The following is a 12495-nucleotide window of genomic DNA, read 5'->3' on the forward strand; positions in this document are numbered from 1 at the left end:
CGGAAGCCGAAGAGGGCTCGGGGCGCCGATCGAGCACCCCCGCCCCTGCAATCGGCCGGCCTCCGGTCGGGCGTGCCCGTCAGCCCGTCGTCGGGCGGGGCGGGCGCTGGCAGCGGGGGCAGAAGTAGCTGGAGCGGTTCATCCAGGGGCGGCGGCGCATCGGCGTACCGCAGCGGTGGCAGGGCTCGTCCTCGCGTCCGTACGCGTCGAGCGAGCGGTCGAAGTAGCCGGACTCCCCGTTGACGTTCACGTAGAGGCTGTCGAAGCTGGTGCCACCGGCGTCGAGGGCGGCGTTCATCACGTCCCGGACGTGTCCGAGCAGTTCGGCCGAGCGCGGACGGGTCAGGGTGGCCGTCGGACGGTCGTAGTGCAGCCGGGACCGCCAGAGCGCCTCGTCGGCGTAGATGTTGCCGACGCCGCTGATCAGGGACTGGTCGAGGAGCGCCCGCTTGACGGTGGTGCGGCGCAGCCGCAGCGCGCCCTGGAAGGCGTCGTCGTCGAACTCGGGATCCAGCGGGTCGCGGGCGATGTGCCCGATGACGTCCGGGAGCCCGTCGGGCGTCTGGTCGTGCAGCGACAGACCGCCGAAGGTCCGCTGGTCGACGAAGCGCAGCTCGGTGCCCTCGGAGTCGTCGAAGCGGACCCGGACGCGCAGATGCCTCTCGTCGGCGGAGTCCTCCGGCTGGACGAGCAGCTGGCCGCTCATCCCGAGGTGCCCGAGGACGGCGGTGCCGGAGTCGGCGAGCGGCAGCCAGAGGTACTTGCCGCGCCGCCGGGCCGCCTCGAACCGCTGTCCCGTCAGCCGGGCGGCGAAGTCCGGGCCGCCCGCCGGGTGCCGCCGTACGGCCCTGGGGTGCAGGACCTCGACCTCGGTCACGGTCCGCCCGGCGACCCAGCGCTCCAGTCCGCGCCGGACGACCTCGACCTCGGGCAGTTCGGGCACGGGACTCCTCCGGACGTCTTCGGATCGGACTCCCAGCGTACCGCCGGGGGATCACCCGCGAGGCCCGGTGAAAACGCGGGAACCCCGCCCTGGGGCGGGGTTCCCGGGAAGCGGGGGTACCGGCCGTCAGGCCGACGCCCGGTGGGGGGCCGGAGAGGGGGTGGTGCCCTCCGCCGGTCCCGCCTCGGCCGCGGCCTTCGCCGCCGCCGCGCGTTCGTCGGCGGCCGCGCGGATCTCGCGCCACGCGGACTCCGCCGCCTGCTGTTCCGCTTCCTTCTTGCTGCGGCCGGTGCCGGTGCCGTACGAGACACCACCGACGCGGGCGGCAGCAGTAAAGGTCTTCTCGTGGTCCGGACCCTCTTCGGAGACGAGGTACTCCGGAACACCCAGACCCTCGGCCGCGGTGAGCTCCTGGAGACTGGTCTTCCAGTCCAGGCCCGCACCGAGGTTCGAGGACTTCTCGATCAGCGGGTCGAAGAGCCGGTGCACCAGCTCACCCGCCGCTTCGAGGCCCTGGTCGAGATAGACCGCGCCGATCACCGCTTCGAGGGTGTCGGCGAGGATGGACGCCTTGTCCCGGCCACCCGTGCCCTCTTCGCCCCGGCCGAGCCGGATGAAGGAGCCGAGTTCCAGTTCGCGCCCCACGTCCGCCAGCGCACGCGAGTTGACCACCGCGGCCCGCAGTTTGGCCAGCTGGCCTTCCGGCAGGTCGGGGTGGGTGCGGTACAGCGTGTCCGTGACCACCAGACCGAGCACGGAGTCCCCGAGGAACTCCAGCCGCTCGTTGGTGGGCAGACCGCCGTTCTCGTACGCGAAGGAACGGTGGGTCAGCGCACGCACCAGAAGGGCGGACTCGAGCCGATAGCCGAGCCGCCCTTCCAGAAGCGTGTGGGACGAGGCATGGTCCGTCTTGTCGTCCGTCTTGCGGGACTCAGACATTGCGCCTCTCACCAGCCCAATCAGACCGAGAGGACCTGGCGCTTGTTGTAGGTGCCGCAGCTCGGGCACGCGATGTGCTGGAGCTTCGGCTCCTGGCAACGCTCACACGAAACCAGGGTGGGGACCGCAGCCTTCCACTGCGACCGGCGGTGGCGCGTGTTGCTGCGCGACATCTTCCGCTTCGGAACAGCCACGGCTACTTCTCCTGCTTCTCGGCGGCGCTTCGGACGTCCCCGTCAGAGGCCTTGCCGCTCATGTTGTCCTTCTCATCGGTTCCGAGCGAACCGGCGAGTCCCTGCAGTGCCGCCCAACGGATGTCGACGGCGTCATGGTGGTGGTCCGGGTTCTCGTTCAGGCTGGCTCCACACTGGGAACACAGACCCGCACAGTCCTCCCGGCACACCGGCTGCATCGGCAGTGCGAGCACCACCGCATCACGCAGCACGGGTTCGAGGTCGAACATGCCGTCCTCGAGGGGGGTCATGCTCTCGTCTTCCTCGGCTTCGTCGTCCGCGGCCGCCTTCGAGCGGCCCCGGTCGTCGGAGTCGGGGTACGAGAACATCTCCTGGAAGTCCACGTCGAGATCGAGCTCGACGGGCTCCAGACACCTTACGCACTCCCCCTCGGCCGATGCACGGGCGGTGCCTGTGACAAGCACCCCTTCCATGACCGACTCAAGACGGAGATCGATGTCGACCGAAGAGCCCTCGGGCACTCCGATCACTCCCTCAACGCCGAGGTCCCGGGGGGCCTCGATCGAACGCGAGAGCCGCTGGAGGGAGCCAGGACGCCGCCCCAGCTCGTGTGTGTCGAACACGAGGGGGTTGCGGTGGTCGAGGCGCGTGCTCAGGGCTCTTCCTGCTTTCGGATCGTGCTGCGTCGGGGAGAGGCTGCCGAACGTGGGCAGCGTGGATCGCGGAATACACGCGACCGAAGAGCCAGGATACTGGACGCTTCGCCCAGGGCCCAATCGGGGGCTTGCGCCCCCCGATGCCCCTTTCCGGCCGGTCAGTGCCCCTGCTCGTACCGGCGCAGCTGCTCCAGATCGATCATGCCGGTGTCGAAGAAGCTGGTCTCGTCGAGCCCCCCGTCCCGCTGGGGCTGCTGGGGCTGCTGCTGGACGGGCGGCTGGTAGGCGTAGGGGTCCTGCTGGGGGTAGCCGTACGGGTCGGCCTGCTGCGGCTGCTGGTAGGCGTAGGGGTCGGCCTGCGGCACCTGCTGCGGGTATCCGTACGGATCGGCCTGCGGGACCTGCTGCGGCACCTGCTGGTAGGCGTACGGGTCGGGCTCCGGGACCTGCTGCCGGTCCTGCTGCCGGGCCGGGACGCGGCCCGGCCCGGGGTCCGCGAGCTCCGCGAGTCCGGCCAGGTAGTCGGCGTCACTGGTGTGCGTGGAGCCGCCGAGGCCGTCCTGCGCGGCCATGTGCTCGCCGAGGTCGTCGCTGGCGATCCGGCCGTGCAGCTTCTGCCGGCCCCGGCCGACGGCCTCCAGGGTCGTGCTGAGGACCGCCTCGAAGGCGCCGAGCTTGGCGTCCACGTACGCGTCGGCCCGGTGGATCAGGGTCTGGGGGTCGGAGCTGTGCTCCGGGGCGTCCTCGTCCGCGTAACCGTTCTGGTCGAGGCCGGGACCCCGGCCGAGGAGCTTCTCGCGGCCCCGGTCGACCGAACCGATCGTCTTGTTGAGGACGACCTCGAAGTTGGCGAGCTTGGAGTCGACGTAGTCGTCGGCCTCGGCGCGGACCTCCTCGGCCTCGCGGCGGGCCTCGGAGAGGATGCGGTCGGCCTCCCCCTGCGACAGCCGGGCGACCTGGGTGTCGGAGACGATCGAGCCCCGCTCGGCATGGGCCGCCTCGATGATCCGGTCGGCCTCCTGACGGGCCTGCTCGACCAGCTGCTCGCGGCCCCCGATCAGCTCCCGGGCCTGGGCGAGGGAACCGGGCAGGGCCTCCCTGACCTCTTCGAGCAGGGCGAGCAGCTCGGCCCGGTTGACCACGCAGGATGCCGACATCGGCATGGAGCGGGCGCCCTGCACGGTCGCGACGATCTCGTCGAGCTTCTTCTGCACGTCCACCTGGTGCTCGCCACTCTCTACAGCTGGATGGAGACGGACGGGACGACTGTAAGGGCAGTCGGCGCCCGCCCGACACCAGGTGACGGAGCGTCAGCGGGGGTGGCGGCGCGTCACTTCCGCGTCAGGCGCTCGGTGAGGTGTCCCAGGACCGTCGGCGGGACCAGGTGGGAGACGTCCCCGCCCCAGGCGGCGACCTCCTTGACCAGCGAGGAGGAGAGGAAGCTGTACGTGGGGTTGGTGGGGACGAACAGGGTCTCCACGCCCGTGAGGCCGTTGTTCATCTGCGCCATCTGCAGCTCGTAGTCGAAGTCGCTGACGGCCCGCAGGCCCTTCACGATGGCGGGGATGTCGCGCTGCTTGCAGAAGTCGACGAGGAGGCCGTGGAAGGACTCCACCTCGACGTTGCCGAAGTCGGCGGTCACCTCGCGGATCAGCTCGATCCGCTCGTCGATCGTGAACAGGCCCTTCTTCGACTGGTTGATCATCACCGCGACGTGTACGACGTCGTAGAGCTTGGAGGCTCGGGCGATGATGTCGAGGTGTCCGTTGGTGATGGGGTCGAATGACCCCGGACAGACGGCGCGGCGCAACGTGGGTCCCTCGCTCTCCGGTCCGGTCATCGTGCGTCTTCGCACGTAGAGGCGGCGCGACCGTACCAAAACGTTCCCTCGCCGTAGCGACGGGCCCGCAGTGGCTCGAAGCCGTCCGGCCAGCCGAATTCCCCGCCCCTGGTGCTGCGCTCCACGGTGACGAGGGCGTCGTCCGTGAGCCAGCCCCCCGCGCGGAGTGTGAGGAGGATCTCGCGCAGCTCCTCGTCGGAGACCGCGTACGGCGGGTCGAGGAAGACCAGGTCGTACGGCTCGGCCGGGGCCGGTCCCGCCACGATCTGCTCGGCCCGGCCGCTGCGGGCCTCGGCGCCGGGCAGCCCCAGCGACCGCACGTTCTCCCGGATCGTCTTCGCCGCGCGCGGCTCCGCCTCGACGAGCAGGGCGTGGGCGGCGCCCCGGGAGAGCGCTTCGAGGCCGACGGCGCCGGAGCCCGCGTACAGATCGGCGACCCTGGCTCCGTCGAGGCTCCCGAGGAACGCCTCCCAGGTGGAGAAGAGTCCCTCGCGCGCCCGGTCGGAGGTGGGTCGGGTGCCGTTGCCCGGCGGTACGGCCAGGCGCCGCCCGCCGGCCGTACCGGCGATCACGCGGGTCATCGTGTCCTCGTCTTCCATGAGCGGGTGCCTACGCCCCGGGTCTTCCCTGAGCGGGTGCTTACACCCCAGCTTATGGCCGCCCGCCGTGGTCAGCCCTTCTCCAGGTACTCCTCCCGGTCCTTGTCGAGCAGGGCGTCGAGCGCGGTCCGCAGCGCCGGGTGGGCGGCGAGGTCCGGATCGGCGAGGACCAGTGCGGTGGCCTCCTCGCGGGCGGCGGCGATGACCTCCTCGTCGTCGATGACGGTGAGGACCCGCAGCGAGGAGCGGACGCCGGACTGGGCCTGGCCCAGGACGTCGCCCTCCCGGCGCTGCTCCAGGTCGATGCGGGACAGCTCGAAGCCGTCGAGGGTGGAGGCGACGGCGCCGAGCCGCTGCCGGGCCGGGCTCGCCTCGGGCATCTCGGTGACCAGGAGGCAGAGGCCGGGGGCCGAGCCCCGGCCGACCCGGCCGCGCAGCTGGTGGAGCTGGGAGACGCCGAACCGGTCCGCGTCCATGATCACCATGGCGGTGGCGTTGGGCACGTTCACGCCGACCTCGATGACGGTGGTGGCGATGAGGACGTCCAGCTCGCCCGCGGCGAAGCGGCGCATCACGTCGTCCTTGTCGTCGGGGTGCATCCGGCCGTGCAGGACGGCGATCCGGAGCCCGGCGAGGGGTCCCGCGCCCAGCTTCTCCGCCATGTCGAGGACGGCGAGCGGGGGCCGCTTCTCGGCGTCGTCCCCGGCGGGCCCGGCCTTCTTCTTCCGGTCCTCCTCGTCGCCGATGCGGGGACACACCACGTACGCCTGGTGCCCCTTGGCGACCTCCTCGCGGACCCGCTCCCAGGCGCGGGTGAGGAAGTGGGGTTTGTCGGCGGCAGGCACGACATGGCTGGCGATCGGGGAGCGTCCGGCGGGCAGCTGGTCCAGGACGGAGGTCTCCAGGTCGCCGAAGACCGTCATGGCGACCGTCCGGGGAATGGGGGTGGCGGTCATCACGAGGAGGTGCGGGGGCTGCTTGCCCTTGCCCCGCAGGGCGTCGCGCTGCTCGACGCCGAAGCGGTGCTGTTCGTCGACGACGACCAGGCCCAGGTCGTGGAAGCGGACCTTGTCCTCGATGAGGGCGTGGGTGCCGATGACGAGGCCCGCCTCGCCGGTGACCAGGTCGAGGAGGGCCTGGCGGCGGGCGGCGGTGCCCATGGAGCCGGTGAGCAGGACGACCTTGGTGGCCCGCTCGGCACCGCCGAACATGCCCCTCTCGGCCAGCTCGCCCATCATCTCGGTGACCGAGCGGTGGTGCTGCTGGGCCAGGACCTCGGTGGGGGCGAGCAGGGCGGCCTGCCCCCCGGAGTCGACGACGGCGAGCATGGCGCGCAGCGCGACCATCGTCTTTCCCGAGCCGACCTCGCCCTGGAGGAGGCGGTGCATGGGGTGCTCGGTGGCGAGGTCGTCGAAGATCTCGCGGGAGACCTTGGTCTGGCCGTCGGTGAGGGTGAAGGGGAGCTTGGCGTCGAAGGCGTCGAGGATGCCGTCGGGGGCGGGGCGGCGGGCGACGGCGGGCAGTTGGGTGTCGGCGTGGCGGCGGCGGGCCAGGGCGACCTGGAGGACGAAGGCCTCGTCCCACTTGAGCCGGTCGCGGGCGGCCTCGATGTCGGCCTTGGTACGGGGGCGGTGGATCAGCCGCAGGGCGTCGGGGAGTTCGGCGAGGCCACGGCCCTCGCGCAGGGCGTCGGGGAGCGGGTCGACGGCGTCGGCGGCGCTCGGCAGGACGGCGTCGACGGCCTTGGCGATCTTCCAGGACTCCAGCTTGGTGGTGGCCGGGTAGATCGGGATGAGGGCGCCCGCCCAGACGTCCACGGACTGCTCGCCGTCACCGCGCAGGAGTTCGTACGCGGGGTGGGCGAGCTGGAGGCGCCGGTTGAAGAGCGACACCTTGCCGGAGAACATCGCACGGGTGCCGGGCAGCAGGTCCTGGTGCGGTTTGTGCACGCCCTTGCCGAAGAAGACCAGCTGGAGGCGGCCGCTGCCGTCGGTGATGGTCACTTCGAGGCGCTGGCCGCGCCCCTTGGAGCCGTTGAAGGTGAGCACACGGGCGTCGGCGACCTGGGCGACCACGGTGACGTGCTCGTCGAGCGGCAGGTCGGAGAGCGTGGTCAGCTCGCCCCGCTCGGCGTACCGGCGGGGGTAGTGGTGGAGCAGGTCACCGACCGTGTGCAGGCCGAGGGCCTCGGCCATGACCTTGGCGGTGGCGGGGCCGAGGGACTTCTTGAGTGGTTCGTCGAACGCGGGCACGCGTTCCATTGCACACCACGGCACCGACAGACGCGTCCGACACGGCGTCTCACTCCACGCCGATGAGCAGCGGCGGGGCTCCGGCGCCCGCGTGGTAGGTGGTGGTGTCGACGGCCAGGTAGCCGCGCCTGACGTGGTGTTCGAGGTCGGGGGCGAGGCCGGGCGGGGTGTCGTCGGCGACGACGAGGGTGACGAGTTCGCCGCCCGCGGAGAGCATCCGGTCCAGGACGGTACGGGCGGTCTCGGTGAGGTCCTTGCCGATGACGGCGACGTCGCCCTCGATGAGCCCGAGGACGTCGCCCGCCTGGCAGACGCCGGCCGAGGTGAAGGAGCGGTGTTCGGCGACGGCGAGTTCGGCGTAGCGGGTGGCTCCGGCGGCGGCGGTCATGGCGACGACGTCCTCGTCGAAGCGCCGGTCGGGTTCGTGGACGGCGAGGGCGGCGATGCCCTGGACGGCGGCCCGGGTGGGGATCAGGGCGACGCGGATGCCTTCGGCCCTGGCGCGTTCGGCGGCTTCGGCGGCGGTCCCGCGCAGGTCGGTGTCGTTGGGCAGGAGGACGACCTCGCGGGCGTGGGCGCGGCGGATGGCGTCGAGGAGTTCGTCGCCCTCGGGGGGTTCGCCGGGCCGGGTCCGCACGGTGGTGGCGCCCGCCTCGGCGCAGAGTCCGGCGAGGCCCTCGCCGGGGACGACGGCGACGACCGCGCGCTGGGCGCGTTCGGTGCGGCCGGGGGAGGTGGCGGCGTCGGCGGCGAAGTGGCTGACGCGGATGCGGTGGGGGCGGCCGGCCTCGACGCCCGCCTCGACGGCGGCTCCGGGGTCGTCGACGTGGACGTGGACGTTCCACAGTCCGTCGCCGCCGACGACGACGAGGGAGTCCCCCAGGGCGTCGAGCCGGGCGCGCAGCAGGGCGACGGCCTCGTCGTCGGCCTCCAGGAGGTAGATGACCTCGTAGGCGGGGCCGTCCTCGGGGAGGCACTTCTGGTCCGGTGCGGCGAGGACGCCGGGCGCCGGGCCCGGGGCGCTGCCGGGGGGCCGTACGGCTCCGCTGTCCGGCGCGGGCCGCACGGCTCCGGCGGCCGGTGCGGCCCGTACGGCTCCGGTGTCCGTCACGGGCGGCCGCGGGGGTTCGCCCGTGACGGTCTCCACGAGGGCACCGAGGACGGCGACGAGTCCCCGGCCGCCCGCGTCGACGACTCCGGCGCGGGCGAGGACGTCGAGCTGGCCGGAGGTGGCGGCGAGGGCGGTCCCGGCGCCCTCGTGGGCGGCCCTGGCCACCTGGGCGAGGGGGCCGCCGCCCGCGCAGGCGACGGCCGCGGCGGCGGCGACGGTGAGGATGGTGCCGTCCACCGGGCGGGCGACGGCCTGCCGGGCCGCGGCGGCGGCCTCGGCGAGGGCGCGGGCGAGGTGATCCCCGTCACCCCCCTCGGCGAGGACCCCGGCCATGCCGCGCAGGAGCTGGGAAAGGATGGTGCCGGAGTTGCCCCGGGCGCCGAGCAGGGCGCCGTGGGCCATGGCCCGTACGGTCTCGGCGGTGTCGGGCGCGGAGGCCGCGAAGACGGCTTCGACGGCCTGGTGGGCGGCTTCCGCCGTGAGGTAGAGATTGGTGCCGGTGTCCCCGTCGGCGACGGGGTAGACGTTGATCGCGTCGATCTCCTCGCGCTCCCTGCCGAGGGCGTCCAGCGTCCGCGCGGACCAGGTCCTGAGCGCCGCTGCGTCGAGCTCGGCGAGCTCCTCGGAGGGCTGAAGGGCTCGCGGCAACGGGGGTCCTCCTTGGGCGGTGAGCTCACCGCAGGGTAGACCCGGGGTGCCCCTCCGGTGACCGGGGCCCGGGGCGAGGTCCACGCAGACCATGGTAGTTTCGTTTCACCGGAGCAGGCGTTGTATGCTGCTTCGGTTGCCCGGTCCACACCGGGCCGTTCCCCGGCAAGCCACTTCAGACTCCTGATTCCGGTGCGCCGGATTTCACTGTAATTCTGAAGTCTTTGGAGTGACCCGTGGCTGCCAACTGCGACGTCTGCGGCAAGGGGCCGGGCTTCGGCAACAACATTTCGCACTCGCACCGCCGTACGTCCCGTCGCTGGAACCCGAACATCCAGCGCGTGCGTGCCGTGGTCGGTCGGACGCCGAAGCGGCTCAACGTCTGCACCTCGTGCATCAAGGCCGGCAAGGTCTCGCGCTAATTGCGACGTTCTGTCGTAGCGCAGCCCCTGCGGTTGCCTTGAAAGGCCGGTTCACCTAGGTGAACCGGCCTTTTGCCGTACCCGGAGCCGGGCGGGCGGACCGCCCCCGGTGCCGGAGGGGCCGTCCGCTCCTCAGTCCCTGAAGCGCCAGCCGTGGTCGACCGGGCCGATCCCCGCCCCCAGGGCGAACCCGGCGCCTATGGCCCCCGTCACGTACTCCTTGGCCCGTCGTACGGCCTCGGGGACGGCGAGGCCCAGGGCGAGCCCGGCGGCGACCGCCGAGGCGAGGGTGCAGCCGGTCCCGTGGGTGTGCCGGTTGTCGTGGCGCGGGGCGCGCAGCCAGTGCTCCTCGGTGCCGTCGGTGAGCAGGTCGACGGCCTCCCGGCCGGTGGGCAGGTGCCCGCCCTTGATCAGCACCCACTCCGGGCCGTACGAGAGGACCGCCTCGGCCGCGACCCGCAGATCGGCCTCGTGGACGACGTGCACACCGGTGAGCTGTGTCACCTCGTCCAGGTTGGGGGTGGCGACGGTGGCCCTGGGCAGCAGCTTCGTACGGAGGGAGTCGAGGGCGCTCCCGGCCAGCAGCGGGTCGCCGTGCTTGGAGACGCCGACGGGGTCCACGACGACCGGTGCCGGGGTGTCCGCGAGGAGCGCGGCGACGGTCTCGACGAGTTCGGCCGAGGCCAGCATCCCGGTCTTGACGGCGTGGACGCCGATGTCGTCGACGACGGAACGGTACTGGGCGCGGACGGCGTCCACGGGGAGTTCCCAGACGCCCTGGACGCCCCGGGAGTTCTGGGCGGTGACGGCGGTGAGCACGCTCATGCCGTGGACGCCGAGCGCCAGCATCGTCTTGAGGTCGGCCTGGATGCCCGCGCCGCCGCCGGAGTCGGAGCCGGCGACGGTCAGCACCAGCGGCGGCGCGGCGCTCACTCCGTCTCCCCGAAGTGGTCCCAGCCGCCCGCGCTGTGCCAGGGCGCGCCGTCGACGGTGACCTGCGGCAGCGCGGAGGGGTTGAGGACCTCGCCGATGACCTTCCAGCGGGCGGGGAGCTTCACCTCGGGCGGGAAGGTGGCCACGATGGCGTGGTCCTCTCCCCCGGTGAGCACCCACTGCATGGGGTCGACGCCGACGGCCTGGCCGATGTCGTTCATCTGGGTGGGGATGTCTATGAGGCCGGAGCGCAGGTCGATGCGGACCTTGCTGGCCTCGGCGATGTGGCCGAGGTCGGCGATGAGGCCGTCGCTGACGTCGCACATGGCGGTGGCGCCGAGTGCGGCGGCGGCGGGGCCCGCGTGGTACGGGGGCTCGGGCCTGCGGTGGGCCTCGACGAAGGCGCGCGGGGAGCGGAAGCCCCGGGAGAGGACGGCGTACCCGGCGGCGGACCAGCCGAGCCAGCCGGTGTAGGCGACGACGTCGCCGGGCTGGGCGCCGCCCCGGGTGACCGGGTCGTGGTTGCGGAGGTCGCCGAGGGCGGTGATGGACACCATGATCGTGTCGCCGCGCACGACGTCGCCGCCGACGACGGCGGCGCCCGCGACCTGACATTCGTCGCGCAGGCCGTCCATGAGCTCGGTGGGCCAGGTCACGGGGAGTTCCGCGGGGACGACGAGGCCGAGGAGGAGCGCGGTGGGGACCGCGCCCATGGCCGCGATGTCGGCGAGGTTCTGCGCGGCGGCCTTGCGGCCGACGTCGTACGCCGTCGACCAGTCGCGGCGGAAGTGGCGCCCTTCGAGGAGGATGTCCGTGCTGGCCACCACGCGCCGGTCGGGGGCGGAGACGACGGCGGCGTCGTCACCGGGCCCGATCCGTACCGCCGGGGTGGACGTGAGCCGGGACGTGAGCTCCTTGATGAGCCCGAACTCGCCGAGCTCTCCGACTGTGCCCTTCACCGCGCCTCACCTCGTGTCTTCGTGCCGTCCTGCGGGTGGCGGCGCGTCCGTGCGCGCCGCGGGTCGCGGGCCGTCACCGTGCTGGGTACCGTCAAGTAGACCGTCAACTTCTGTCCTGCGTGTGCCACCGGGCGGGCGCCTCGGGTGGCGCGGGTCTCCCCGTCGCCCGTGGCGACGCGGTACCGTGGCGTCCCTTTCTCCCACAAGATCCTCGTGGTCGCCCTGGAGGTTCCGTGGTTCAGGCGTACATCCTCATCCAGACCGAGGTGGGCAAGGCGTCGTCCGTCGCCGACACCATCTCCAAGATTCCGGGGGTGATCCAGGCGGAAGACGTGACCGGGCCGTACGACGTGATCGTGCGCGCGCAGGCGGACACGGTCGACGATCTGGGCCGCATGGTGGTCGCGAAGGTCCAGCAAGTGGACGGCATCACGCGCACCCTCACCTGCCCGGTCGTTCATCTGTAGCCCCCGTCTACGCTTGGCCGGTGATGTCTTCCCACCGGCCCTTCGGCCTGCCCGCCGCCGTCACGGCGGCCGTGCTGCTGTCGGCCGTCACCGGCTGTTCCCCGTCGGACGCCTCGGCTTCCGTCGTGGTGCCCAGTCCTCCGGCGGCCGAGGCCGCCGTCTGCCGGGCCCTGGCGAAGGAGCTGCCGGACACCGTCGCGGGACTCGGACGGAGTGACCCGGAGCCGGGCTCCGAGCTGACCGCCGGTTGGGGTGACGGTGCGATCGTACTGCGCTGCGGGGTCCCCCGGCCCGAAAAGATGAGCGATCCGAAGGCGCGGGCCGTGGAGGCCGACGGTGTGAACTGGATGCTGGAGGACCCCGAGGGGAGCGGGCCGCGTTTCACCTCGACGTACCGCGTGACGTACGTCGAGGTGAGCTTCGGCGAGCGCTTCGCGCACGACGCGACGCCGCTCGCGGACCTGGCTCCGGCCGTGCGGAAGACCGTGCCGTCGAGCCTGTGAGGGGCGTCGGCACGGTCTCCGGGTGGGAC

The 12495-nt window shown here is 72.4% G+C and carries 14 protein-coding genes; 3 read left to right on the plus strand and 11 right to left on the minus strand.

Annotated elements, in window-relative coordinates:
• Nucleotides 1–79: 79 nt before the first annotated feature.
• The 9 genes from mutM to ACIO92_RS27295 form a co-directional block, all read right to left on the minus strand.
• Nucleotides 80–943, minus strand: coding sequence for a bifunctional DNA-formamidopyrimidine glycosylase/DNA-(apurinic or apyrimidinic site) lyase (gene mutM, locus ACIO92_RS27255; RefSeq protein WP_401241329.1), 864 nt, complete (start codon nucleotides 941–943; stop codon nucleotides 80–82).
• 126 nt (nucleotides 944–1069) lie between these two features.
• Entirely contained in the window at nucleotides 1070–1882 is an 813-nt protein-coding gene (gene rnc / locus ACIO92_RS27260) for a ribonuclease III (protein WP_366443922.1), read from the minus strand.
• 20 nt (nucleotides 1883–1902) lie between these two features.
• On the minus strand, nucleotides 1903–2076 hold the full coding sequence (gene rpmF, locus ACIO92_RS27265; protein ID WP_015036448.1) for a 50S ribosomal protein L32: 174 nt from the start codon (nucleotides 2074–2076) through the stop codon (nucleotides 1903–1905).
• Between the two features lie 2 nt (nucleotides 2077–2078).
• Nucleotides 2079–2699, minus strand: coding sequence for a DUF177 domain-containing protein (locus ACIO92_RS27270; protein ID WP_366443921.1), 621 nt, complete (start codon nucleotides 2697–2699; stop codon nucleotides 2079–2081).
• 191 nt (nucleotides 2700–2890) lie between these two features.
• Complete coding sequence (locus ACIO92_RS27275; protein WP_366443920.1) at nucleotides 2891–3952, minus strand: cell division initiation protein; 1062 nt, start codon at nucleotides 3950–3952, stop codon at nucleotides 2891–2893.
• 110 nt (nucleotides 3953–4062) lie between these two features.
• On the minus strand, nucleotides 4063–4542 hold the full coding sequence (coaD, locus tag ACIO92_RS27280) for a pantetheine-phosphate adenylyltransferase (RefSeq protein WP_366444021.1): 480 nt from the start codon (nucleotides 4540–4542) through the stop codon (nucleotides 4063–4065).
• 26 nt (nucleotides 4543–4568) lie between these two features.
• Nucleotides 4569–5153 carry a 16S rRNA (guanine(966)-N(2))-methyltransferase RsmD gene (rsmD, locus tag ACIO92_RS27285; protein WP_366444020.1) on the minus strand — a complete coding sequence of 195 codons (585 nt, stop codon included), beginning with the start codon at nucleotides 5151–5153 and terminating at the stop codon, nucleotides 4569–4571.
• Nucleotides 5154–5242: 89 nt separating this feature from the next.
• Nucleotides 5243–7432 carry an ATP-dependent DNA helicase RecG gene (gene recG / locus ACIO92_RS27290; RefSeq protein WP_401241325.1) on the minus strand — a complete coding sequence of 730 codons (2190 nt, stop codon included), beginning with the start codon at nucleotides 7430–7432 and terminating at the stop codon, nucleotides 5243–5245.
• A gap of 40 nt (nucleotides 7433–7472) precedes the next feature.
• Entirely contained in the window at nucleotides 7473–9182 is a 1710-nt protein-coding gene (locus ACIO92_RS27295; protein ID WP_366443918.1) for a DAK2 domain-containing protein, read from the minus strand.
• Nucleotides 9183–9418: 236 nt separating this feature from the next.
• Here ACIO92_RS27295 and rpmB point away from each other — a divergent pair, with 236 nt between their 5' ends.
• A complete protein-coding gene (gene rpmB / locus ACIO92_RS27300; protein WP_003957616.1) occupies nucleotides 9419–9604 on the plus strand; it encodes a 50S ribosomal protein L28 in 186 nt (61 codons plus the stop codon).
• Between the two features lie 132 nt (nucleotides 9605–9736).
• Here the strand turns inward: rpmB and thiD are convergent, their stop codons facing one another.
• Both thiD and ACIO92_RS27310 read right to left on the minus strand, forming a co-directional pair.
• The gene (thiD, locus tag ACIO92_RS27305) at nucleotides 9737–10537 is read right to left on the minus strand and encodes a bifunctional hydroxymethylpyrimidine kinase/phosphomethylpyrimidine kinase (protein WP_401241319.1); all 801 of its coding nucleotides are present in this window, start codon (nucleotides 10535–10537) and stop codon (nucleotides 9737–9739) included.
• Nucleotides 10534–11496, minus strand: a complete 963-nt coding sequence (locus ACIO92_RS27310; RefSeq protein WP_366443916.1) for a thiamine-phosphate kinase — start codon at nucleotides 11494–11496, stop codon at nucleotides 10534–10536. The genes thiD and ACIO92_RS27310 overlap by 4 nt, the downstream gene beginning before the upstream one ends.
• A 233-nt stretch (nucleotides 11497–11729) precedes the next feature.
• Between ACIO92_RS27310 and ACIO92_RS27315 the strand changes: the two genes are divergently transcribed.
• Both ACIO92_RS27315 and ACIO92_RS27320 read left to right on the plus strand, forming a co-directional pair.
• Nucleotides 11730–11963 carry an Lrp/AsnC family transcriptional regulator gene (locus ACIO92_RS27315; protein ID WP_189949729.1) on the plus strand — a complete coding sequence of 78 codons (234 nt, stop codon included), beginning with the start codon at nucleotides 11730–11732 and terminating at the stop codon, nucleotides 11961–11963.
• A 23-nt stretch (nucleotides 11964–11986) separates the two neighbouring features.
• Nucleotides 11987–12466, plus strand: a complete 480-nt coding sequence (locus ACIO92_RS27320) for a DUF3515 domain-containing protein (RefSeq protein WP_366444019.1) — start codon at nucleotides 11987–11989, stop codon at nucleotides 12464–12466.
• The last annotated feature ends 29 nt before the right edge of the window (nucleotides 12467–12495 follow it).

It is taken from the genome of Streptomyces sp. NPDC087215, from assembly GCF_044744885.1.
GTDB lineage: Bacteria > Actinomycetota > Actinomycetes > Streptomycetales > Streptomycetaceae > Streptomyces.

Bases quoted from the DNA above. Each gene is read 5' to 3' on its own strand.
- rnc (WP_366443922.1), bottom strand. From the start codon at position 1,882: ATGTCTGAGTCCCGCAAGACGGACGACAAGACGGACCATGCCTCGTCC.
- rsmD (WP_366444020.1), bottom strand. From the start codon at position 5,153: ATGACCCGCGTGATCGCCGGTACGGCCGGCGGGCGGCGCCTGGCCGTA.
- recG (WP_401241325.1), bottom strand. From the start codon at position 7,432: ATGGAACGCGTGCCCGCGTTCGACGAACCACTCAAGAAGTCCCTCGGC.
- ACIO92_RS27320 (WP_366444019.1), top strand. From the start codon at position 11,987: ATGTCTTCCCACCGGCCCTTCGGCCTGCCCGCCGCCGTCACGGCGGCC.